The sequence below is a fragment of the Pseudomonas jessenii genome (assembly GCF_002236115.1).
Classification (GTDB): domain Bacteria; phylum Pseudomonadota; class Gammaproteobacteria; order Pseudomonadales; family Pseudomonadaceae; genus Aquipseudomonas; species Aquipseudomonas jessenii.
This window is the reverse complement of record NZ_NIWT01000005.1, coordinates 180231-202181: the sequence shown is the minus strand read 5'-3', so window position 1 is coordinate 202181 and position 21951 is coordinate 180231. Positions and strand designations below refer to the sequence as shown.

The 21951-nt window shown below is 60.4% G+C and carries 20 protein-coding genes; 12 read left to right on the top strand and 8 right to left on the bottom strand.

Annotation, left to right across the window (positions count from 1 at the left end; all coding sequences use genetic code 11):
- The first annotated feature begins 2 nt into the window (after window positions 1-2).
- Complete coding sequence (locus tag PSJE_RS17660; protein WP_057712957.1) at window positions 3-386, top strand: MAPEG family protein; 384 nt, start codon at window positions 3-5, stop codon at window positions 384-386.
- Window positions 387-502: 116 nt separating this feature from the next.
- Here PSJE_RS17660 and mltA read toward each other — a convergent pair whose 3' ends face one another.
- Entirely contained in the window at window positions 503-1687 is a 1185-nt protein-coding gene (mltA, locus tag PSJE_RS17655) for a murein transglycosylase A (protein ID WP_090451885.1), read from the bottom strand.
- Window positions 1688-1815: 128 nt separating this feature from the next.
- On the opposite strand from mltA, the gene PSJE_RS17650 reads away from it, so the two are divergent.
- Entirely contained in the window at window positions 1816-2265 is a 450-nt protein-coding gene (locus PSJE_RS17650; protein ID WP_057712959.1) for a c-type cytochrome, read from the top strand.
- A 162-nt stretch (window positions 2266-2427) separates the two neighbouring features.
- Here the strand turns inward: PSJE_RS17650 and PSJE_RS17645 are convergent, their stop codons facing one another.
- The 4 genes from PSJE_RS17645 to PSJE_RS17630 form a co-directional block, all read right to left on the bottom strand.
- Window positions 2428-2823 carry a DUF1090 domain-containing protein gene (locus tag PSJE_RS17645; protein ID WP_057712960.1) on the bottom strand — a complete coding sequence of 132 codons (396 nt, stop codon included), beginning with the start codon at window positions 2821-2823 and terminating at the stop codon, window positions 2428-2430.
- A gap of 95 nt (window positions 2824-2918) precedes the next feature.
- Window positions 2919-4598 (bottom strand): NAD-dependent DNA ligase LigB, encoded by a 1680-nt coding sequence (gene ligB, locus PSJE_RS17640; protein WP_090451883.1) that lies wholly within the window; start codon window positions 4596-4598, stop codon window positions 2919-2921.
- A gap of 281 nt (window positions 4599-4879) precedes the next feature.
- Window positions 4880-6070 carry a methionine adenosyltransferase gene (gene metK / locus PSJE_RS17635; protein WP_007975460.1) on the bottom strand — a complete coding sequence of 397 codons (1191 nt, stop codon included), beginning with the start codon at window positions 6068-6070 and terminating at the stop codon, window positions 4880-4882.
- 18 nt (window positions 6071-6088) lie between these two features.
- Window positions 6089-7084 carry an ArsR/SmtB family transcription factor gene (locus PSJE_RS17630; protein ID WP_057712962.1) on the bottom strand — a complete coding sequence of 332 codons (996 nt, stop codon included), beginning with the start codon at window positions 7082-7084 and terminating at the stop codon, window positions 6089-6091.
- Window positions 7085-7345: 261 nt separating this feature from the next.
- Here PSJE_RS17630 and tkt point away from each other — a divergent pair, with 261 nt between their 5' ends.
- The 6 genes from tkt (at window position 7346) to fba (ending at window position 13732) form a co-directional block, all read left to right on the top strand.
- Window positions 7346-9343 carry a transketolase gene (gene tkt / locus PSJE_RS17625; protein ID WP_090451881.1) on the top strand — a complete coding sequence of 666 codons (1998 nt, stop codon included), beginning with the start codon at window positions 7346-7348 and terminating at the stop codon, window positions 9341-9343.
- A 187-nt stretch (window positions 9344-9530) separates the two neighbouring features.
- Complete coding sequence (gene epd, locus PSJE_RS17620; protein WP_057716543.1) at window positions 9531-10583, top strand: erythrose-4-phosphate dehydrogenase; 1053 nt, start codon at window positions 9531-9533, stop codon at window positions 10581-10583.
- Between the two features lie 12 nt (window positions 10584-10595).
- A complete protein-coding gene (locus PSJE_RS17615) occupies window positions 10596-11759 on the top strand; it encodes a phosphoglycerate kinase (protein WP_090451879.1) in 1164 nt (387 codons plus the stop codon).
- Between the two features lie 35 nt (window positions 11760-11794).
- Window positions 11795-12016: a hypothetical protein gene (locus tag PSJE_RS17610; RefSeq protein ID WP_090451877.1), complete on the top strand. Its 222-nt coding sequence runs from the start codon at window positions 11795-11797 to the stop codon at window positions 12014-12016.
- A 56-nt stretch (window positions 12017-12072) separates the two neighbouring features.
- Window positions 12073-12405 (top strand): MliC family protein, encoded by a 333-nt coding sequence (locus PSJE_RS17605; RefSeq protein WP_090451874.1) that lies wholly within the window; start codon window positions 12073-12075, stop codon window positions 12403-12405.
- Window positions 12406-12667: 262 nt separating this feature from the next.
- A complete protein-coding gene (gene fba, locus PSJE_RS17600) occupies window positions 12668-13732 on the top strand; it encodes a class II fructose-bisphosphate aldolase (RefSeq protein WP_007981624.1) in 1065 nt (354 codons plus the stop codon).
- A gap of 193 nt (window positions 13733-13925) precedes the next feature.
- Here the strand turns inward: fba and PSJE_RS17595 are convergent, their stop codons facing one another.
- Window positions 13926-14594 (bottom strand): polysaccharide lyase family 7 protein, encoded by a 669-nt coding sequence (locus tag PSJE_RS17595; protein WP_090451872.1) that lies wholly within the window; start codon window positions 14592-14594, stop codon window positions 13926-13928.
- Window positions 14595-14917: 323 nt separating this feature from the next.
- Between PSJE_RS17595 and PSJE_RS17590 the strand changes: the two genes are divergently transcribed.
- From PSJE_RS17590 to PSJE_RS17580, 3 genes are read left to right on the top strand one after another with little or no spacing between them, the layout of a single operon-like run.
- Window positions 14918-17041, top strand: a complete 2124-nt coding sequence (locus PSJE_RS17590) for a putative bifunctional diguanylate cyclase/phosphodiesterase (RefSeq protein ID WP_090451870.1) — start codon at window positions 14918-14920, stop codon at window positions 17039-17041.
- 45 nt (window positions 17042-17086) lie between these two features.
- Window positions 17087-17575, top strand: a complete 489-nt coding sequence (locus PSJE_RS17585) for a YgjP-like metallopeptidase domain-containing protein (protein WP_057712969.1) — start codon at window positions 17087-17089, stop codon at window positions 17573-17575.
- Window positions 17576-17612: 37 nt separating this feature from the next.
- Entirely contained in the window at window positions 17613-17909 is a 297-nt protein-coding gene (locus tag PSJE_RS17580; protein WP_090178776.1) for a winged helix-turn-helix domain-containing protein, read from the top strand.
- Between the two features lie 108 nt (window positions 17910-18017).
- On the opposite strand, the gene PSJE_RS17575 is transcribed toward PSJE_RS17580, so the two are convergent.
- Window positions 18018-18470 (bottom strand): GNAT family N-acetyltransferase, encoded by a 453-nt coding sequence (locus tag PSJE_RS17575; protein ID WP_057712970.1) that lies wholly within the window; start codon window positions 18468-18470, stop codon window positions 18018-18020.
- A gap of 258 nt (window positions 18471-18728) precedes the next feature.
- Here PSJE_RS17575 and PSJE_RS17570 point away from each other — a divergent pair, with 258 nt between their 5' ends.
- Window positions 18729-19466: a substrate-binding periplasmic protein gene (locus PSJE_RS17570; RefSeq protein WP_090451868.1), complete on the top strand. Its 738-nt coding sequence runs from the start codon at window positions 18729-18731 to the stop codon at window positions 19464-19466.
- A 156-nt stretch (window positions 19467-19622) separates the two neighbouring features.
- Here PSJE_RS17570 and yccS read toward each other — a convergent pair whose 3' ends face one another.
- A complete protein-coding gene (yccS, locus tag PSJE_RS17565; RefSeq protein ID WP_090451867.1) occupies window positions 19623-21806 on the bottom strand; it encodes a YccS family putative transporter in 2184 nt (727 codons plus the stop codon).
- Window positions 21807-21951 lie beyond the last annotated feature (145 nt).

Genomic DNA, 21951 nt, shown 5'->3' with positions numbered 1-21951 from the left:
TTATGACGGTTGCTCTGTGGTGCATTTTGATCGCGATTTTCCTGCCGTATGTGTGTGTGGGCGTGGCCAAGATCAGTGGCGGGTTCAGGTTGAGAGACAACCATGATCCCCGGGACTTTCTCGATTCGCTGGAAGGCTTGGGCAGGCGCGCGAATGCGGCGCAACTGAACAGTTTTGAAGTGACCCCGGCGTTCGCTGCGGCGGTGATCGTGGCGCATCTGGCCGGTAATGCCGAACTGGTGACGATCAATGTGCTGGCCGTGCTGTTCATTACCAGCCGGCTGCTCTACATCATTTGCTATCTGGCGGACTGGGCGACGCTGCGGTCGTTGATGTGGTTCGTGGGGATGGGGTTGATCGTGAGTTTCTTTGTGGTGTCAGCCTGACAGATCTTCAGGGTTTTTGCCGGCCTCATCGCGAGCAAGCTCGCTCCCACAGGAGTGTGCGTTCCAGTGTAGGAGCGGGTCTGCTCGCGAAAGCTATCTAACGGTCAACACTCGCCTCAGGGCTTGGTCTTCTCGGCATCCGCCACCTGCGGCACTTGCGGCAACGTCGCGCCTTTGGGCCAGAGCATCCAGATCTGCCCCTGCTGTTTCATGTCCCCGGCCAGTTGCCCGGCCGCATCCCCGGTGCCCCAGAACAGATCCGCCCGAACCTCGCCGGCAATGGCGCCGCCGGTGTCCTGTGCTGCCACGGGGCGAACCAGGGCCGTGCCGTCCGGTCGGGTGGTGGACAGCCACAACAGGCTGCCCAGCGGAATCACCTTGCGATCCACCGCCGCGCTGTAACCGGCGGTCAACGGTACGTTCAGCGAGCCGCGCGGACCTTCGTTGCTGTCCGGGTTGCGGGTGAAGAACACATAACTGGGGTTGCTGCCGAGCAGTTCGGGAATCCGCGATGGATTGGCCTTGGCCCAGGTGCTGATGGCGCCCATGGTCACGTCTTCTTTTTTCAGTTCGCCCTGTTCCACCAGCCAGCGGCCGATCGGTCGATACGGGTGGCCGTTCTGATCGGCGTAGGCAATGCGCAACTGGCGACCATTGTCGAGCTGGATACGACCCGAACCCTGGATTTGCAGGAACTGCAGGTTCATAGGATCGGTCAGCCAGGCCACGACCGGCGCATTGACCCCTTTGCTTTCGATGGCTGCCGCATCGTCGTATGGCTTGAGCACGCGACCTTCGAGTCGACCGCGCAGGCGCTTGCCCTTGAGTTCCGGGTAAATGCTGTCGAGGGCGACGATGATCATGTCCTCGGGGACGCCATAGACCGGGACATTGGCAGCGCTGGTCTGGGTCAGGCTCCCGGGATAGACCGGTTCGTAGTAGCCGGTGATCAGGCCGTTGGGGTTGTCGTTGGTGGCGCGCAGGCCATAGACATCGAGGTTCTGTTTGAGAAAACCGCGAATGTCGCTGGCGGTTTGCGGCACGTTGACAGCCGCTGCGCAGGTGCCACCCCAGACCGGATCGGCCTTGAGGCGGGTACAGGCGCTGCGCCAGGAACCGAAACCGGCGACCAGGTCGCTGTCGGACACCGCCGGCAGCGCTTCCCATGTGGCGCTGGAGTAGGTGGCCAAGGCGTGGGTTTTCGGTTGTTGGTTGTCGCCACCGGTGCAGCCTGCGAGCAGGGCCACCATCGGCAGGGTCCAGGCCAGGCTGTGACGCCATGCCTTGAAACGGCTGTTCATGGAGTGGTTCCTTTGCCGGTTGCCTGAGCGCTCCATGCGCTCAAGCAACCCTTATTGATAATAGGGCTATTGGTCTTTGCCGATGACGCGAGGATACTGGCCGCCGTTTCCCGTGACCTGAAGCCACCATGACTCTTAAAAGACTTTCTGTTGTATTGCTGGCCTGCCTGACGCTGTCCGCTTGTGGCGGTATCGACCCCAACTCGCCGCTCGGCCAGCGCAAGGCCATTTTCAAGCAGATGCTCAAGACTGGCGAAGACCTGGGCGGTATGTTGCGTGGGCGCATTGCCTTCGATGGCCCGAAGTTCGCCGAAGGTGCGGTGAAACTCGATGCGTTGTCCCGTGAGCCGTGGCAGCATTTTCCGCAAGTGCGCGAGGAGGATCACACCAGCGCCAAGAGCGATGTCTGGGAGCAACAGACACGCTTTCAGGCAATGGCCCGCGACCTTGAAAGCGCCACCGGTGAATTGGTGATCGCCAGCCAGGTCCAACCCTACAAGGCCAGCAACCTGGGGCCGGCGGTACAGAAAGTCGAAGATGCTTGCAGTGCTTGTCATAAGGCGTTTCGGGATCATTGATTCGGCGCTACGCATGACCTGTGGCGGCTTGCCCCCGTTCGACGGCGTAGCCGTCGTTTGTTTGAACTGTCAGGTATATCTGACTGAGTTCGGTTCAGCGATTTTGGGACTGCTTCGCAGTCCAACGGAGGCAAGCCCCCTCGCCACAAAAAAACTGCTGCGTTACTTATCCAACTCATCGAGTGCGTTCTGCAATTCCTTGCGGGCATCGGCGAGTTTGTCTTTGCGCTTGTTGATCTTGTCGGGATCGCCTTTGCTCATGGCCTTGTCGAGGTCTGCCTGACGCTTGCTGACTTCGTGCTTGGCGTCGAGCACCTTGTTTTCCCGTTCCTTCTTCAGCGAGGCGTCGGTGCAGTTCGCTTCGACTTCGCTCAAGGCCTTTTCCAGGCCTGCCTGCTGGTCGGCGTTGCCGTGGACCTTGGCCAATTCGATCTGGTTGACGATGCCTTGCTTCTTGGCGGCGCAACCGGTCAGCCCCGGCGCTTCCTCGTCCGCCATCAACGGGGTGGCCAGCACGCTGCAAAGGGTCAACAGGGCGAGCGGTGAAAGAAATTTCATAAAAGCTCCATGTAGGAAATCAAGCAGACCACTGTGGCAATGGCTGTTGGAGCCCAGCGGTCCCTTGTGGTTCCCGCTGGGCGCAGGGCCGACAACTAAAAGCCGTCAATCCCCGCATCACGTAACGTTTCACTCAAGCCCAGTACCTGCGGATCGCGGAAAAAAGCGTTCAGTTGCGCCGCGCGCCCTGGCCCGATATCGGCCTCGGCCCGCCATTGTTCGATGTCTCGCTGCGCCAGTACCAGCCATGAATCGCCGAGATGCGCCTGACCTGTCGGCGGCAATCCCAAGGCTTTCAGCCAGTGCGCGAACGGGCGTTGCCGGGCTCGGTTGAAGCTGTCTGCAAGACGAGCCGCGCTGCGCTCGCCGAAACCATCAATGGTAGCAAGCTCTTGGGCATCGAGGGTCAACCAATCCAACAGACCGTTCAGCCGACCTGTTGCAAGAAGTTTTTCCCAGGTGCCCGGACCCACATTGGGCAGCGCCAGGCCTTGTTTGCTGCTGAGCCAGGTCAGGCGCGCAAGAAACTGGCTCTCACAGCCCCGAGTCGGTTGCCAGCAACTCAATGAATGAAAGTCCTCTGCCCGCGGCGCGTTCAATTCGGCGCGTTCGCTGCTGCGCAATACAACCCTATCGAGCCTGGGAATGGCCAGCCCGGCCAGGCTGATGGCGACCTGGTCACCCGGGCGGATGTCCAGCGTCTGCCAGCGTTGCAACGAACCGACGCTGACGTGCTTGATCTGCCGGTCATCGAGCTTTACCGGGGTCAGTTCAAGAACCGGAGTGATCCGCCCGGTCCGGCCGATTTTGAAGTGAACCTGGCGGACTTCGGCCAGTGTCTGGGCGAAGGGGTATTTCCAGGCGATGGCCCAGTAGGGTGACCTGGCCTGCCAGCGTTCGGCGGCTGGGCGCTGATTCTGGCGCAGGACGATGCCGTCGCTGGCAAAGGGCAAGGGGGAACGATACCAGTGCTCGCGCCAGCGTTCGGCATCAATGACGGAGGCGATGGGCTGGCTGTATGCCGTGGTACTCGGGAAGCCCAGCGCAGTCAGCGCCGCGGCACGCTCGGGTACGCTCGCCGGTCCTTGGGGCCAGTCCCAGACAAACAGGTCGATGCCGGCGGCCTGTTCGGCGCTCAAGACCTTGCGTGCCATCAGACCGGCTACCGAGCCACGAGCATTGAGGCTACCGGCCCGGGCCTGCACGTGATCGGTCAGGCGCCAATACAGTTCGCCTTGCACGATCAAGTCCCGGGCCTGAGATAGCCGTTGCGGGATGGCCGGAATCTGCCGTGCAGGAACCGTCCAGTCCTGGCCGCTTTGGCCGTCGCCGCGGCTGATTGCCTGGGCCAACAGGCCGCTGCGGTAAACCAGGGTCACCGCCACGCCATCGATTTTAGGCTGGACCCAGACGTCCACCCGGTCACGCAGCCATTTTTCCACGGCGGGCTGATCGTGCCGTTTGTCCAGGCCGGTGTGGGCGATGGGGTGGGGCAGCGTGCCGCGCGCAGTGCGCAAGGGGTCTGCGGGCGGGCTCAGGTTAAAGCAGTGGCGCCATTGGGTGAGTCGCGCGCGGGACTGGTCGTAGAGTTCATCGGCGACCAGTGAGCGTCCCTGGCGGTGATAGTTGTCGTCCCAGAGGTCGATTTGTTGTTGCAGTTTGCCGACTTCGTTCCGGGCGCGTTCGGCTGGCCATTCCGGGCACTCGGCGGCGCTGGCGGTCAGGTAGGCAAAGGTCAGAAGAGCGGCGAAAAACAGGCGCAGGTCGGGAAGCATCTTGAGCGTCCTTGCTCGGTGAGGTGCGTGAAGGCTAGGTCAGTATCAGTTGGCGCAGCGAGGGGGTGTTTTGCCGGGTATTTCTGGTGGTTGTGCTGGCCTCATCGCGAGCAAGCCCGCTCCCACAGGGAATTGCGTTTGCCCATGGGTCTTTGTCACACCAAAGATCAACTGTGGGAGCGAGCCTGCTCGCGAAGGCGGCCACGCGGTCTCAAGCGCAAGGCAATAAAAAACCCCGCAGGGCGCGAACCGTGCGGGGCTTCGGGTGTTGCGGGGGAACCTTACAGGCCGGCAGCAGAACGCAGGGCGTCGGCGCGGTCGGTTTTTTCCCAAGTGAACGTGGTGAAGGTGTCGTCACCAACGGTCTTGGTCGCCGGGGTGCGACCGAAGTGGCCGTACGCAGCGGTTTCCTGATACATCGGGTGCAGCAGGTCGAGCATGGTGGTGATCGCGTATGGACGCAGGTCGAACACTTCGCGGACCAGTTTGACGATCTTGTCATCGCTGATCTTGCCGGTGCCGAAGGTGTTCAGCGAGATCGAAGTCGGCTGGGCAACACCGATGGCGTAGGACACCTGAATCTCGCAACGCTCGGCCAGGCCGGCGGCAACGATGTTCTTGGCCACGTAACGACCGGCGTAGGCCGCCGAACGGTCAACCTTCGATGGATCTTTACCGGAGAACGCGCCACCGCCGTGACGGGCCATGCCGCCGTAGCTGTCGACGATGATCTTGCGACCGGTCAGACCGCAGTCACCCACTGGGCCGCCGATGATGAACTGGCCGGTCGGGTTGATGTGGAACTGGGTGTCCTTGCTCAGCAGTTCGGCAGGCAGCACGTGCTTGACGATCAGCTCCATCACGCCTTCGCGCAGGTCGTTGTACGACACTTCCGGGTTGTGCTGGGTCGACAGAACGACGGCGTCGATACCGACAACCTTGCCGTTTTCGTAACGGCAGGTCACTTGCGACTTGGCGTCCGGGCGCAGCCAAGGCAGCAGGCCGGATTTACGGGCTTCAGCCTGGCGCTGCACCAGTTGGTGCGAGAAGGTGATCGGTGCAGGCATCAGCACGTCGGTTTCATTGCTGGCGTAGCCGAACATCAGACCCTGGTCGCCGGCGCCCTGATCTTCAGGCTTGGCACGGTCGACACCCTGGTTGATGTCAGGGGACTGCTTGCCGATGATGTTCATCACGCCGCAGGTCGCGCCGTCGAAGCCGACGTCGGAGCTGGTGTAGCCGATGTCGGTGATCACGTCACGAACGATCTGCTCCAGATCAACCCAGGCGGAAGTGGTGACTTCGCCGGCGATGATCGCCACGCCCGTTTTCACCAGAGTCTCGCACGCCACACGGGCGAACTTGTCTTCAGCAATGATGGCGTCCAGCACCGCATCAGAAATCTGGTCGGCGATTTTGTCCGGATGCCCTTCAGACACGGACTCGGAGGTGAAAAGGGAGTATTCGCTCATCTCGATGTTTTCCTGAAATTACCGATGGTGAGTGTCGCCAGCCGGTCGCTGAAAATGGCGGACCTGGATCTGGAAACCATTACGTAAGCCTACATAGAGGCTTTCCCCGGGAACGAGTCCCGCAGCGGTGGCCCAACGGGCCAGATCGTCCTGTTCAAACCCCAGCCAGAGATCACCGCAGGCCTCCTTGGCCCAACTCTGGTTGTGGCTACATAACTCTGTCACTAACAGGCTACCGCCTGGTTGCAGCAAATGGGCCATGTGCTTGAGCGCATCGGCCGGTGCGGCAAAATGGTGCAGCACCATGTTCAGTACCACGCAATCGGCCTTGAGGCTGACGCCGTTCAATGCATCGGCCAGTTGCAGGCTAACGTTAGTCAGCTTGTCGCGTTCGCAGACCTGGCGCGCCAGTTCGAGCATCGCGCTGCTGTTATCCAGCGCCGTGACTTGCGCGAAGCGGCGCGCCAGGTCCGGCAGGAATGCGCCATCGCCGGGGCCGACTTCAATGGCCGTGGCGTCTTTGTCGAAGCTCAGCTTGTCGAGCAGGGCCACCACGCTTTCGCGGTATTGCGGCAGGCCGGCGATCAAGTCTTGCTGGGCGCGAAACTTCTCCGCAACCCTTGAGAAAAAATCCTGGCTGGCCGCCGCACGTTGCCCATGGACCTGGGTGATGCGCGACTGTACGTCGGTCGGCAGCGTCAGGTTGTCCACTTCTTCGAGCAATGCTGCGTGCAGTTTGCCGCCCAGCAGTTCGGTGTGGGGCAGCGCGCGACGGTAGAAAATCGCGTTGCCTTCGCGGCGCGTTGCCACCAGGTCGGCCTGTGCCAGTACCTTGAGGTGGTGGCTCATGCCTGACTGGCCGATGCCGAAGATCTGCGCCAGTTCCAGTACGCCGAACGAGTCATTGGCCAGTGCGCGCAAGACATTCAACCGCAGGGGATCGCCGCCAGCCTTGCACAAGGCCGCCAGCTCATCGCAATCGTCATGTTGAATGGAGGGCACGCGTAAATTCATAAGGCCGGCAGTCTAGTCACGGGTCGAAGGTATCGCAAGAGCAGTATCAAAAAGTTTTGATATTGCTCGATAGATGGCACTTCTCGACGTTAGCTTTTGTCAACAATCGGACGGCGGAAAGGTTTCACCAGGCGAATACGTCGTTATCCATTGGAAAAACGCCTTCAGATGACTATCTGTCATTGCCCCGAGGCGGCCCGGTGAGGGAAAATGCTCGCCTTTTTTCCGTTTCGTTTTAATCAAGCCCCCAGGAGAACAGCGATGCCTAGCCGTCGTGAGCGTGCCAACGCCATTCGTGCCCTCAGCATGGATGCCGTGCAAAAAGCCAACAGCGGCCATCCCGGTGCCCCTATGGGTATGGCAGATATCGCCGAAGTGCTTTGGCGCGACTACCTCAAGCACAACCCGAGCAATCCTTCGTTTGCCGACCGTGACCGCTTCGTGCTGTCCAACGGCCACGGCTCGATGCTGATCTACTCGCTGCTGCACCTGACCGGCTACGACCTGTCGATCGATGACCTCAAGCAGTTCCGTCAACTGCACAGCCGCACCCCGGGCCACCCGGAACTCGGCTACACCCCAGGCGTAGAAACCACCACCGGTCCACTGGGCCAGGGCCTGGCCAACGCCGTGGGTTTTGCTCTGGCTGAAAAAGTCATGGCTGCGCAGTTCAACCGTCCTGGTCACAACATTATCGACCACCACACCTATGTGTTCCTGGGTGATGGCTGCATGATGGAAGGCATTTCCCACGAAGTCGCTTCCCTGGCCGGTACCCTGGGCCTGGGCAAGCTGATCGCCTTCTACGATGACAACGGCATCTCCATTGATGGCGAAGTCGAAGGCTGGTTCACCGACGACACCCCGAAGCGTTTTGAGTCCTACAACTGGCAAGTGATCCGCAATGTCGACGGTCACGACCCGGAAGAGATCAAGACGGCGATCGACACTGCACGTAAAAGCGAGCAGCCAACCCTGATCTGCTGCAAGACCACCATCGGTTTCGGTTCTCCGAACAAGCAAGGCAAGGAAGATTGCCACGGCGCCCCGCTGGGTGACGCGGAAATCGCCCTGACCCGTGCGGCGCTGAAATGGAATCACGGCCCGTTCGAAATCCCGGCCGATATCTATGCCGAGTGGGACGCCAAGGAAGCCGGTCGCGCTGTTGAAGCCGAGTGGGACCAGCGTTTCTCTGCTTACTCCGCCGCGTTCCCGACTGAAGCCAACGAACTGGTGCGTCGTCTGAGCGGTGACCTGCCAGCTGACTTCAGCGAAAAAGCCTCGGCCTATATCGCCGAAGTGGCGGCCAAGGGCGAAACCATCGCCAGCCGTAAAGCCAGCCAGAACGCCCTGAATGCGTTCGGCCCGTTGCTGCCTGAGTTCCTCGGCGGTTCGGCTGACCTGGCCGGTTCCAACCTGACCCTGTGGAAAGGTTGCAAAGGTGTTACCGCCGAAGATGCCAGCGGCAACTACATGTACTACGGCGTGCGTGAATTCGGCATGACGGCGATCATGAACGGCGTTGCGCTGCACGGTGGCCTGGTGCCTTACGGCGCGACCTTCCTGATGTTCATGGAATACGCGCGTAACGCGGTGCGCATGTCGGCCCTGATGAAACAGCGGGTGATCCACGTCTACACCCACGACTCCATCGGTCTGGGCGAAGACGGCCCGACTCACCAGCCAATCGAGCAACTGGCCAGCCTGCGCTGCACGCCGAACCTCGATACCTGGCGCCCAGCCGACGCCGTTGAATCGGCGGTGAGCTGGAAGTGCGCATTGGAGCGCAAGGACGGTCCTTCAGCCCTGATCTTCTCGCGTCAGAACCTGCAGCACCAAACCCGCAATGCGATTCAGATCGAAGAGATCGCGCGTGGCGGTTACGTGTTGAAGGACTGCGCAGGCGAGCCTGAGCTGATCCTGATCGCCACCGGCTCGGAAGTCGGCCTGGCCGTTCAGGCCTTCGACAAACTGACCGAGCAGGGCCGCAAGGTGCGTGTGGTTTCCATGCCGTGCACCAGCGTGTTCGATGCCCAGGACGCCGGCTACAAGCAATCGGTCCTGCCGTTGCAGGTCAGCGCCCGTATCGCCATCGAAGCTTCCCACGCGGACTACTGGTACAAGTACGTGGGCCTGGAAGGCCGCGTGATCGGCATGACCACCTACGGCGAGTCGGCGCCTGCGCCGGCCTTGTTCGAAGAGTTCGGCTTCACCCTGGAAAACATCCTGGGTCAGGCTGAAGAGCTGCTGGAAGACTAAGCACAACGCGGTGGTTTCTGACCACCGCGAACCCCCTGTAGGAGCGAGCTCGCTCGCGATGGTCATTAAGGATAACGCTGGATGCCTGAATGCCCGCGTTGTCTGGGCCACCATCGCGAGCAAGCTCGCTCCTACAAGGGTTGTGTTGTTAACGAGAATTCGTTTGCCTGCGTCTATCGAGAACCCCATGCCTCAACCGCGTCCCTACAAAGTTGCACTCAACGGCTACGGCCGGATTGGTCGTTGCGTCTTGCGTGCGTTGTTCGAGCGAGGCGAAAAGGCCGGGTTCGAGATTGTCGCGATCAACGATCTGGCGGACATGGCCAGTATCGAATACCTGACACGCTTTGACTCCACCCATGGCCGGTTCCCCGGCGAAGTGAAGGTCGAGGGCGATTGTCTGCATATTAATGGCGACTGCGTGAAGGTCCTGCGCAGTGCCACCCCCGAAGGCATCGATTGGGCGTCCCTGGGCGTCGATCTGGTGCTGGAGTGCTCCGGCGCTTATCACACTCGCGAAGACGGCCAGCGTTTCCTCGACGCCGGCGCCCCGCGTGTGTTGTTTTCCCAGCCGATGGCCAGCGAGACGGACGTTGACGCGACCATCGTCTACGGCGTGAACCAGGACTGCCTGACCGGCGACGAATTGCTGGTGTCCAACGCGTCCTGCACCACCAACTGCGGCGTGCCGCTGTTGCGCCTGCTGAATCAGGCCATTGGTCTGGACTACGTGTCGATCACCACCATTCACTCGGCGATGAACGATCAGCCGGTCATCGATGCCTATCACCACGAAGACCTGCGCCGTACCCGTTCGGCGTTCCAGTCGGTGATTCCGGTGTCCACCGGTCTGGCACGAGGTATCGAACGCCTGCTGCCGGAACTTGCCGGACGAATTCAGGCCAAAGCCGTGCGGGTGCCGACGGTCAACGTGTCCTGCCTCGATATCACGATGCAGACCGCCACCGCGACCGACGCCACCGAGGTAAACCGGATCCTGCGCGAAGCCGCCACCAGCGGCCCGCTCAAAGGCCTGCTGGCCTACACCGAGCTACCCCACGCAAGCTGTGATTTCAACCATGACCCACATTCGGCGATCGTCGATGCCAGTCAGACCCGCGTTTCCGGCCCTCGGCTGGTGAACATCCTGGCCTGGTTCGACAATGAATGGGGTTTTGCCAACCGAATGCTGGACGTTGCAGAACACTATCTGCAAACAGCAACTTCAAAAAAACCGTAGGAAGTGCGACCCATGACCGTGTTGAAGATGTCCGACCTCGATCTGCAAGGTAAGCGCGTATTGATCCGCGAAGACCTCAACGTTCCAGTCAAGGACGGTGTTGTCACCAGCGATGCGCGTATCCTGGCCTCGCTGCCGACCATCAAGCTGGCCCTGGAAAAAGGCGCGGCCGTGATGGTCTGCTCGCACCTTGGCCGTCCGACCGAAGGCGAGTTCTCGGCCGAGAACAGCCTCAAGCCAGTCGCCGACTACCTGAGCCGTGCTCTGGGTCGTGAAGTGCCGCTGGTGGCCGATTACCTGGGCGGTGTTGACGTGAAAGCGGGCGACATCGTGCTGTTCGAAAACGTGCGCTTCAACAAAGGCGAGAAAAAGAACGCTGACGAACTGGCCCAGCAATACGCCGCCCTGTGCGACGTGTTCGTGATGGACGCCTTCGGTACCGCTCACCGTGCCGAGGGTTCGACCCACGGCGTGGCCAAGTTCGCCAAAGTCGCTGCTGCCGGCCCGCTGCTGGCCGCTGAACTGGAGGCACTGGGCAAAGCCCTGGGTGCCCCGGCCCAGCCGATGGCGGCTATCGTTGCCGGCTCCAAGGTGTCGACCAAACTCGACGTGCTGAATAGCCTGAGCCAGATCTGCAACCAGTTGATCGTCGGTGGCGGCATCGCCAACACCTTCCTGGCCGCTGCCGGTCACCCGGTCGGTAAATCCCTGTATGAGCCGGACCTGCTGGACACCGCTCGCGCCATCGCCGCCAAGGTCAGCGTACCGCTGCCAGTGGACGTAGTGGTTGCCAAGGAATTCGCGGAAAGCGCCGCTGCGACCGTCAAGTTGATCGCTGACGTCGCTGCCGACGACATGATCCTGGACATCGGTCCGCAGACCGCGGCGAATTTCGCCGAGCTGCTGAAGTCGTCCAAGACTATCCTGTGGAACGGTCCGGTCGGCGTGTTCGAATTCGATCAGTTCGGCAATGGCACCAAGGTACTGGCCCAGGCCATCGCGGATAGCGCGGCGTTCTCCATTGCCGGCGGTGGCGACACCCTGGCGGCCATCGACAAGTATGGCGTGGCAGAGCAGATCTCCTACATTTCTACCGGTGGCGGTGCGTTCCTCGAATTCGTCGAAGGCAAGGTCCTGCCAGCCGTTGAAGTCCTGGAAAGCCGGGCCAAGGCCTGAGGGTCGCCCGTTTGACCAGGCAAGGGAGTGTTGACATGGTCAAGACGTTAGCGCTGTTGATCGTCGCGGGTTCACTGGCGGCTTGCGGGAGCAGCCCGAAAGCCACGCCGGAACCCGAGGCGCCTGCGTCACGCAGCGGCTGTTATCAGGCCGACTGGCAGGCGGAAACCAACCCGGTGCTCAACAAGCGCTCCGGGCCCGAGGGCCTGGACAAATACGAGACCCGGGCACCCGCCAAGGAACATGGCTGCCCTTGACGGGTCTGACTCTTTACTCAGGGCTGGCGGCGTGTGCCGTCAGTCGAGGGACATGGATGAAAGGTTTTATCGCCGTTACGGCGCTGGCGCTGTTGGCTGGTTGTGCTCAGTTGAACCCGTTCCAGTCGTCCGCGCCTGTGGATAACTGGACCACCTGGACCTGCGACAGCCAAGCCAAAGTGCTGTGGCGCTACACCGACGACAGCCTTAGGGAAGTCGACGTGCGTCTGGGCGGTGCCGATCAGGTCTACCGCTTGAAACAGGAACCGGGTGCATCGGGTTCGCTGTACAGCAATGACATGCTGGCGTTTCACATAAAAGGTGAGGAAGGCCTGGTTTACTGGGTCGCCACCAATGATTTGATTGGCCGCGGTTGTAAGGCTGAATAATACGATTGATTTGGTATACAGAGATCCATTTGTGGGAGCGAGCTTGCTCGCGATAGCGGTATCACAGTCACATCAATGCTGAATGTGCCGCCCCCATCGCGAGCAAGCTCGCTCCCACAGGGTTTTTGTGTCGTATTTAAGATTTTGGTAACACCTGAATTCGCAGCCGGGCCCAACCCCCGATCTGCAATAACTTGAATAGCCGCCGCCGCTACGGCAGGCTGGCACGATTAACGACCCTCAACCGGGAGAGATATACACAATGGCACTTATCAGCATGCGCCAGATGCTGGACCACGCAGCCGAGTTCGGCTACGGCGTTCCAGCCTTCAACGTCAACAACCTTGAGCAGATGCGCGCCATCATGGAAGCCGCTGACAAGACTGACTCCCCGGTGATCGTCCAGGCTTCGGCCGGTGCTCGCAAATACGCCGGTGCACCGTTCCTGCGTCACCTGATCCTGGCAGCCATCGAAGAATTCCCGCACATCCCGGTGTGCATGCACCAGGACCACGGCACCAGCCCTGACGTCTGCCAGCGCTCCATCCAGCTGGGCTTCAGCTCGGTGATGATGGACGGCTCCCTGGGTGAAGACGGCAAGACCCCGACCGACTACGACTACAACGTGCGTGTGACCCAACAAACCGTAGCCATGGCTCACGCCTGCGGCGTTTCGGTAGAAGGCGAGCTGGGCTGCCTGGGTTCGCTGGAAACCGGCATGGCCGGTGAAGAAGACGGCATCGGCGCCGAAGGCGTCCTGGATCACAGCCAGATGCTGACCGACCCGGAAGAAGCCGCTGACTTCGTAAAACGCACTCAGGTGGATGCCCTGGCCATCGCCATCGGCACCAGCCACGGCGCCTACAAGTTCACCAAGCCGCCTACCGGCGACGTGCTGGCCATCGACCGTATCAAAGAAATCCACAAGCGCATTCCGAACACTCACCTGGTGATGCACGGTTCGTCTTCGGTTCCGCAAGAGTGGCTGGCGATCATCAACCAGTACGGCGGCGACATCAAGGAAACCTACGGCGTACCGGTTGAAGAAATCGTCGAAGGCATCAAGCACGGCGTGCGCAAGGTCAACATCGACACCGACCTGCGCCTGGCATCCACTGGCGCAATGCGTCGCCTGATGGCCACCAACCCGAGCGAGTTCGACCCACGTAAATTCTTCGGCGCCACCGTCACCGCCATGCGTGACGTGTGTATCGCTCGCTACGAAGCCTTCGGTACTGCCGGCAACGCTTCGAAGATCAAGGCGATCTCGCTGGAAGGCATGTATCAGCGTTACCTGAAAGGTGAGTTGAACGCCAAGGTCAACTAAGCCTGAGCGTTAAACTGCCTTGATGAAAAACCCGCCGAGAGGCGGGTTTTTTGTGGGCGATGATCCAGGATCGACGCGGTCAGTGTGGGAGCGGGCTTGCTCGCGAAAGCGGTGTGTCATTCAACATTAATGTCGTCTGACATTACGCCTTCGCGAGCAAGCCCGCTCCCACAAGATCAACAGTGCCTCGATATCAATTGTTGTGATCGATATCCAGCTTGCTGAAGGTCACTTTGCCGCCTTCAGTGGTGTACCCGGTGTTGTCCTGTACATAGACCCCGGCCTTGAAATACAGCGGTTTGTCACGCCAGGTTGTGCTGATTTGCGTATCCCATTGATAACCTGCCGCACTGATGCCCAAGGCGCCACCGGGGCTGAGGTGAATGAGGTAGTTGAACTCCTGATCGAGTTTCACCCCCGTCGCAACGATGATCACCCGGCCTGTATCGTCATCGGGATGCATCCGGACCTTGGCGACGATATTGCCGGTGGCTGTACTGGTTTTGTATTGGTATTCAACCTTCACCAGAGGTTTCTGGCTTTGATAGGCATGGATCTGGCCGATGACGATTTTCCCGGAACTCGGCACCTGGTTCACTGCCAGAGTGGCATACAACAAATTGTCGGCGTCCGGGTAGTACCAGTTTTTCAACGTGCCGTTGCTGTAGGTTTCACGCAATTCGGTACGTGGATAAATTGCGTTTTCGGTACGGGAGCCGGTCACGGGCGTCCAGAAAAACAATGTGCCTGTGTCTGAATGGAAGTATTGATCCTTGAAACCGTCCACCAGCTTGGCGGTTTCGACGGTGTACGGCGGGCTGCCAACGGGGACGCTGAGGTTCCAGGTTGCAAGATCGATCATGTCGGTTCTTCCACTTGATTCATGCTGCACGGACGTGCCAGAAGCTCTAGCCCGCACCTTCGGGGGCGGCCTTTATAAGCGTAGCGGGAGATTTTGTTAATGCCCGTCTGACGGGTGGCTGACGTCAACATCCTGTCGAAGCGACATCTTTCCCGGTTTCCATCGCCTGAACCATCGACCGTTAGTCGGTAAAAAGACACTATGATTAAATGATGGCTTACTGACACCTTCTGCTTTTGCAGAACCGGGTCTAGAGTGAAGACGCAGTATTTGTCCGGTTTTCACGAGAAACCGGCCTGACACCCCGCAATTAGAGAAGCAGCATGGAATGCGCGCAACCTACGCCAGTAGAAGGCAGCTCAACCCTTTTAGTCGTCGACGATTACCCCGAAAACCTGATCAGCATGCGCGCGTTGTTACAGCGCCAGGGCTGGCGGGTCATTACTGCCACCTCGGGTTTCGAGGCCCTCGGCTTGTTACTTGAACACGATATCGACCTGGTGCTTCTGGACGTGCAGATGCCGGACATGGACGGTTATGAAGTGGCGCGCCTGATGCGCGGTAGCCAGCGGACCCGTCTGACGCCGATCATTTTCCTGACCGCCAACGAACAGTCCCAGGATGCCGTGATCAAGGGCTATGCCAGTGGTGCGGTGGATTATCTGTTCAAGCCGTTCGACCCACAGGTCTTTACGCCCAAGGTCCAGGCGTTGCTCGAGCACCAGCGTAACCGCCGGGCCTTGCAGCGCCTGAGTCATGATCTGGAAGCGGCTCGTGCCTTTAATGCGTCGGTGCTGGAAAACGCAGCCGAAGGCATTCTGGTATTGGGTGAGGACGGTCTGATTCGTTTTGCCAATCCGGCGATTTCACGGTTGCTCAATGCCCCGGTGCAGGAACTGCAAGGCAAGGAGTTTCTGGACTACCTGCAAAAACCGCATATCCCGATCTGGGCCGACTCCGAGTTGCTGGCCGGATACAAACGAGGCGAAACCTTGCGCCTGCACGATGCCCTGCTACGTACGGCACCCGGGCAGCAAGTGCCGGTGGCCTTGTCCTGCGCGCCATTGCCCGCCGAGCAACATGCGATGGTCGTGACCGTGCTGGACATGTCGGTGGTGCGCCATCTGCATCAGCAACTGGAGTTTCAGGCGGTCACCGATCCGCTGAGCGGATTGCTCAACCGCCGGGGTTTCTACCAGACCGTAGAGAACCTGCTGTTGCGCGGTGAGCGTTCCGACAGCTCCTGGGTCCTGATGTATCTGGACCTCGACGGCTTCAAGCGAGTCAATGATTCGCTCGGGCACGATGCCGGCGATCGGGTGCTGCGCTGGGTCTCCGAACAGTTGAAGGCTTGCCTGCGGCCCTTCGACATTCTGGCGCGGATGGGCGGCGACGAGTTCACCGCGCTGCTGGATCTGGAGTTCCCCGAGCAGGCGGCGAAGATTGCCGAGAAGCTCATCGAGCGAGTGTCGATCTGTCAGCAGATCGACGGCCTCGATATCGCTCTGGGTGCCAGCATCGGCATTGCCACGTTCCCTGATTGCGGCGCCAATCTCGACGGGATGATGCGGGCGGCCGACATTGCCATGTACGAGGCCAAGCGTGCCGGCCGCCAGCAATATCGCTTCTACGATCATGAAATGAACGGCCGGGCGCGCACGCGGCTGATGCTGGAAGAAAGTGTGCGCACGGCCATCGAGAAGCGGGATTTCAATCTGGTGTATCAGCCTCAGGTTGCGATTGCCGACGGGCGGATTCGTGGCTTCGAGGCCTTGTTGCGCTGGCAGCATCCGAGCGTTGGCGATGTCCCCCCGGGGCTGTTTTTGCCATTGCTGGAGGAGGCGCGGCTGATCAGTCGCCTGGGCAGCTGGATTTACCATCGCGGCGCCGGGCAACGCAAAGCCTGGGAGTCCCTGTTTGCCGAGGACCTGGTGCTCGGCGTCAGCTTGAGCAGTACGCAGTTCGGCATGCCCAACCTGGTCACCGAGTTGCGCCAGGTGCTGGAGCGTCATGGCTTGCAACCGCATCATCTGGAAGTCGAGGTCACGGAAGAGGCCTTGATGCGCAACCCCGAAGAAACCCGCAAGCAATTGCGCCTGCTGCACAATCTGGGCGTACGCGTGGCATTGGATGACTTCGGGGTCGGACCGTGTTCCCTGACGCACTTGCGCGACCTGGCGCTGGATACTCTGAAGATCGACCGCCATTTGATCGCCCGGTTGCCGGATTCGGCAAGGGATGCGGCGCTGGTGCGCAGTGTGATCGACCTGTGCAAGCAGTTCGGAATATTGGTGATTGCCGAAGGGGTGGAAACCGTCGCTCAGTATGAATGGCTGCAAGCCAACAGCTGTGAATATGTGCAAGGTTTTCTGGTGGCCCGGCCGATGATGGCCGAAGACACCGGGGTCTTTGTCCAGCCGTTTGACTGGAGCGCGCTGCCCCGCTGAATTCGCTACACTGGCGACCTTTTAGTGACCTGTATTGCCGCCCCGATGACCGTGTTGAAATATCTCCAGGCCTATCCCGCCACCTTGCAGGACCAGGTACGCCAGCTGATCGCCGACGGTCGGCTGGGCGATTACCTGAACCAGCGTTACCCGCAAAAGCACGGGGTGCAGAGCGACAAGGCGCTGTACACCTATGCTCTGGACCTCAAGCAGGAGTACTTGCGTAACGCTCCGGCCATCGACAAGGTGCTGTTCGACAACCGTCTGGACCTGACCCACCGTGCCCTTGGCCTGCACACCACGATTTCACGGGTGCAGGGTGGCAAGCTCAAGGCCAAGAAGGAAATCCGCATCGCTTCGCTGTTCAAGGAAGCGCCTTGCGAGTTCCTGAAAATGATCGTGGTGCATGAGCTGGCGCACTTCAAGGAATCGGACCACAACAAGGCATTCTACAAACTGTGCGAACACATGCTGCCGGGTTATCACCAGGTGGAATTTGATGTGCGGGTGTACCTGACGTGGCGGGATCTGTAGGAGCTGCCGCAGGCTGCGACCTTTTAAGGAGCATTGGATGGACGTGAGCAAGACCAAGAGCAGCTTCTATCGCCGGTTGTACGTGGCGTACCTGATCGACAGCGGGCTGGCCAGCAGCGTCCCGGCGCTGACCGAAGTCACCGGTATGCCCCGGCGCACGGCACAGGACACCATCGCGGCGTTGGCGGATCTGGATATCATTTGTGAGTTCGAGCAGGAAGAGGGCGCGCGCAACCATGCGGGGCGCTATCGGATTCGCGAGTGGGGTGCGATCGATCGCGGTTGGATCGAGCGCAATCTGCGGCAGATCAAGGCGGTGTTGGAGTATCCCTGAGATTTGCGGTGCCTGAGCTGACGCCATCGCGAGCAAGCTCGCTCCCACAGTTGATTTGAGTTGTGAACCCAATCCAGTGTGGGAGCGAGCTTGCTCGCGATAGGGCCTTCAGGGGCGACGCATGCCAATGTGTGGAATGCCATCCTCGACATATTCCTCACCCGCCACGACAAACCCGTACCGCCCGTAATACCCCTGCAAATGCGCCTGGGCCGAGAGGTAGACCGGCAGACCGGGCCAGTATTTTTCGATCTGTTTGAGTGCCTGTTCCATCAGCTCATGCCCCAGCCCGGCACCGCGTGCCTGGGGTGCAATGATCACCCGCCCGATCACCACATCGCCGCCCTGTGATTGCGGGTCAAGCAGGCGCAAGTAGGCCACCAGCCGGTTACCGTCCCAGGCCATCACGTGGAGGGTGTCACCTTCCAGATCCTGGCCATCGATATCCTGGTAAACGCATTTCTGTTCAACGACGAACACTTCTGCACGCAACTGCAAAATGGCGTACAGCTGCTCCTTGCCCAGGTCGCTGTGGTGTTTGCAGATCCAGTCGACTGTCATGTTTTGATTCCCTGAAAACGTCGTTCCGATACTAAGCGCACTCACGCCAGAAGTCTTTATGGCGGAAGAATCTGTGACAAAGGCCAAAATGCCATCATTCATTTTTCGCGCGGATGTCTTCTTTGTGTAATCTGGACCGAAGCGCTGTGCTATGGCTTCGATGAGCGAATGTTGAGTACCCGGGCCTTGCCGGTACAGGGGCCTTGGGGTTTTGGCTGAAAACACGTCGGGCAAGCCGCCCGCTAAGGATTTTCTGGCATGCCGCGATTGCATCGAGCTTTGGCCTTGATTGGATTGCTGTTGCTGGGTCAGGGAGCAGCGGCAGAAAAACTGCGGCTGGTCGCTGATGCCTGGCCTCCCTTTACCGATTCCACGCTCGTCAACGGCGGTCTGGCGACGGATATTGTCAGTACCGCGCTCGCCAGGGCTGGCTACGCCAGTGAGTTCGAGCAGGTGCCCTGGGCACGGGCCTTGATGGGATTGGGCGAGGGCCGATACGACGTGCTGGTCAACGCCTGGTACTCGGAGGAGCGGACCAGGCTTGGCCAGTTCTCCGGCGAGTACCTGCTCAATCGCGTGCGCTTTCTCAAGCGCAAAGACGCGCCCGTCGAATTCAACAACCTGCAGCAATTGCACACCTATCCGATTGCCGTGGTGCGTGGATACGCCTATTCGCCCCCGTTCGACAACGACGAGTCGTTGCAGAAAGTCCCTGTGCACAGTTTCGCCATGGCGGTGCGCATGCTCGCGGCCGACCGGGTCAAGCTGACGCTGGAAGATGAATTCGTCGCCCGTTACTACCTGGCCCGTGAGTCACCCAAGGTGCGGAACGCCGTGGAGTTCCTGCCCAAGCCATTGAGCGAGAACAGCCTGCATATCATGGTCAGCCTGAAGAATCCCGAGCATGCACGGATCGTCGCCGGTTTCGACCGCGAGATAGCGGCGATGAAGGTGGACGGGAGTTATGACAAGTTGATGAAACGGCATGGGATGTGAGTGGGTTGAGCCAGTTTCTGTGTTGTTGCTGATGGCCTCATCGCGAGCAAGCTCGCTCCCACAGTAGATCTTCAGTCGACACAAGTTTTGTGAACACCAGAGCCCCCTGTGGGAGCGAGCTTGCTCGCGATGAGGCCCGCCCAGACACCACAGATCTCAATCCTCACTGGTGTCCTTGATCAGATGCGCCGCCAACGTCCTCAGCGGCCCCAACTGCCGGCAGATCAGCGCCAGTTGCGTCTGCACCAACCGCTGCCCCTCATCGATTTCATCAGGCATCTGTTCCAGTTCATTGGCCAGTGCTTCTTCTTCATCGCTCTGAATTTCAATCGAAGACTTGCTCGCCAGCCCTTGGGCGATCTCGTCGATGCTGGCGGCCAGTTTCACTCCGGCCCCTTCGATCAAATGTTCACGCACGTCCGTCGGCAGTTGGGTTTCCCGGTGTGCGCCCAGGCCCGACAGGTAACTGAGTAGCGTGTGTGACAGCACCAGGAAGCGGAAGCCCACATCCGCCTCCTTTCGGAAATGTCCCGGCTCCATCAGCATGTTGGCCAGTGTGGTCGACAGTGCCGCGTCGGCGTTGTGCGCGTTGCGGCGGGCCAGGCGGTAAGCCAGGTCGTCGCTTTTACCCGCAGCGTATTGCTGCATGATCTGGCGCAGGTAGATGCTGTTGCAGGCCAGGGTGTTGGCCAGCACTTTGTTCAGGCGTCGGCCCTGCCAGTCCGGCAGGAACAGGAACACCGCCAGCCCGGCAATCAGGCTGCCGAGCAAGGTATCGAACAAGCGTGGCAGGAACAGTCCGTAACCGTCACCTACCTGGTTGAAGCAGAACAGCACCATCAGGGTGATTGCCGCCGTCGCCAGGGTGTAGCGGGTGGTGCGGTTGGTAAAGAACACCACCCCGGCGGCGATGGCGAAGCATGACTGGATCAGCGGGTTCGGGAACAGGTCGAACAGCGCCCAGGCCAGTGTCAGGCCAATGGCGGTGCCGATGATCCGTTGACCGAGTTTGCGGCGAGTGGCGCCGTAGTTCGGTTGGCAAACGAACAGCGTGGTGAGGATGATCCAGTAGCCTTGGGACGGGTGAATCAAATGCACCATGGCGTAGCCGATGCTCAAGGCCAGGGGCAATCGCAGGGCATGGCGGAACAGCAGCGAGGTCGGCGTCAGCTGCGTGCGCAAGCGAAGCCACACGTCCTTGAGGCTGCGCGGCGAACGGTCGAGCAGGCTGCTGTCGGTGGCGTCGGCCAGGGCGTCGGGGTTACTGGCATCGCTGAGCAAGCGGTCGAGGGTGCCGAGGTTGGCTGCCAGTGCCCGCAGTGAACGCAGCAAGCCGCGCCAGGCCGGGTTGCTCTGGATGCGCAGGTGTTCGAGAGAGGCATCCAGGTCGCTCAGGGCCTCGGCGAAACTGGCGTCATAGGTGAACGGCTGGCGCATCTGGATCGATTCGGCCAGTGCCCGGCAGGCCTTGCCTTGCTGGCGCAACAGGCGTTGGCAGCGGAACAGCACGTCGCTGTGGAAGAAGGCGTCGGCCAGGGCGTTGTACGGGTAGTGCGACGAACTGGCACGCTCGTGGATGTCCTGGGCGAGGAAGTACAGTTTGAGGTAGCGGCTGACTTTCGACCCCGGGCGCCCGTTGCCGACCCGGTGCAGGATGATCTCCTTGGCGGCGTTCAGTGCGGCCACCACCCGGCCGTTCTGTTGGGCCAACTCCAGACGCCGCGCCTCCACGTCCATCTGCCGGATCGGCTCGAACAGCGAGGATTTGAGCTTCAGGTAAAAGCCCAGCTCGCGGAACAGCCGTGCCAGGCTCTGCTGCACCGGCTGATTGGAAAACAGCGCCTGCCACAACACCGACAGCAAGCCGTACCAGGCAGCACCGGCCACCAGCAGCATCGGCTCGTGCCAGACGTCGGTGACCGCACCGCCACGCTGGTCCACGCCGATCATGGTGTAGACCGAAAGGATCAACGTCGCCGAGGCAATCGCGCCATAGCGCTCGCCGAGGGCGCCGAGCATGGTCAGGCAGAATGCGGCCAGGGCGAAGGCGATGATAAACAGCGGGGGGTAGGGGAAGAGCAGTTCGACGGAGAGGGCGGCGACCGCAAAACACACCAGCGTCACTGCCAGTGCGTTGAGACGGCCCTGCCAGCTGTCGTCGGTCTCGGCCAGGGCACTGGCGATGATCCCCAGGAACAACGGGATCAGAAGGCCCATTTCATCCTGATACCAACACAGCGCCATGGTGCCGGTCAGGGCAATGAATACCCGCACGCTGTAGCTGAACTTATCCAGCGCCCAAAGGCGACGCAGAGACTGGCGGAACGAAGTCGATGACATGAAATGCGAAGGCCTTCCGAGGCAATGACGCTAAATTGAGCCACTAATGACGCCGACGCAATGGCGTCGATCACATCAGACAGCAAAATCTGTTCCTTGTCAGGCACTTCAAACCCCTGTGGGAGCGAGCTTGCTCGCGATGGCG

Bases quoted from the DNA above. Each gene is read 5' to 3' on its own strand.
- PSJE_RS17660 (WP_057712957.1), top strand. From the start codon at position 3: ATGACGGTTGCTCTGTGGTGCATTTTGATCGCGATTTTCCTGCCGTAT.
- mltA (WP_090451885.1), bottom strand. From the start codon at position 1,687: ATGAACAGCCGTTTCAAGGCATGGCGTCACAGCCTGGCCTGGACCCTG.
- PSJE_RS17650 (WP_057712959.1), top strand. From the start codon at position 1,816: ATGACTCTTAAAAGACTTTCTGTTGTATTGCTGGCCTGCCTGACGCTG.
- PSJE_RS17645 (WP_057712960.1), bottom strand. From the start codon at position 2,823: ATGAAATTTCTTTCACCGCTCGCCCTGTTGACCCTTTGCAGCGTGCTG.
- ligB (WP_090451883.1), bottom strand. From the start codon at position 4,598: ATGCTTCCCGACCTGCGCCTGTTTTTCGCCGCTCTTCTGACCTTTGCC.
- metK (WP_007975460.1), bottom strand. From the start codon at position 6,070: ATGAGCGAATACTCCCTTTTCACCTCCGAGTCCGTGTCTGAAGGGCAT.
- PSJE_RS17630 (WP_057712962.1), bottom strand. From the start codon at position 7,084: ATGAATTTACGCGTGCCCTCCATTCAACATGACGATTGCGATGAGCTG.
- tkt (WP_090451881.1), top strand. From the start codon at position 7,346: ATGCCTAGCCGTCGTGAGCGTGCCAACGCCATTCGTGCCCTCAGCATG.
- epd (WP_057716543.1), top strand. From the start codon at position 9,531: ATGCCTCAACCGCGTCCCTACAAAGTTGCACTCAACGGCTACGGCCGG.
- PSJE_RS17615 (WP_090451879.1), top strand. From the start codon at position 10,596: ATGACCGTGTTGAAGATGTCCGACCTCGATCTGCAAGGTAAGCGCGTA.
- PSJE_RS17610 (WP_090451877.1), top strand. From the start codon at position 11,795: ATGGTCAAGACGTTAGCGCTGTTGATCGTCGCGGGTTCACTGGCGGCT.
- PSJE_RS17605 (WP_090451874.1), top strand. From the start codon at position 12,073: ATGAAAGGTTTTATCGCCGTTACGGCGCTGGCGCTGTTGGCTGGTTGT.
- fba (WP_007981624.1), top strand. From the start codon at position 12,668: ATGGCACTTATCAGCATGCGCCAGATGCTGGACCACGCAGCCGAGTTC.
- PSJE_RS17595 (WP_090451872.1), bottom strand. From the start codon at position 14,594: ATGATCGATCTTGCAACCTGGAACCTCAGCGTCCCCGTTGGCAGCCCG.
- PSJE_RS17590 (WP_090451870.1), top strand. From the start codon at position 14,918: ATGGAATGCGCGCAACCTACGCCAGTAGAAGGCAGCTCAACCCTTTTA.
- PSJE_RS17585 (WP_057712969.1), top strand. From the start codon at position 17,087: ATGACCGTGTTGAAATATCTCCAGGCCTATCCCGCCACCTTGCAGGAC.
- PSJE_RS17580 (WP_090178776.1), top strand. From the start codon at position 17,613: ATGGACGTGAGCAAGACCAAGAGCAGCTTCTATCGCCGGTTGTACGTG.
- PSJE_RS17575 (WP_057712970.1), bottom strand. From the start codon at position 18,470: ATGACAGTCGACTGGATCTGCAAACACCACAGCGACCTGGGCAAGGAG.
- PSJE_RS17570 (WP_090451868.1), top strand. From the start codon at position 18,729: ATGCCGCGATTGCATCGAGCTTTGGCCTTGATTGGATTGCTGTTGCTG.
- yccS (WP_090451867.1), bottom strand. From the start codon at position 21,806: ATGTCATCGACTTCGTTCCGCCAGTCTCTGCGTCGCCTTTGGGCGCTG.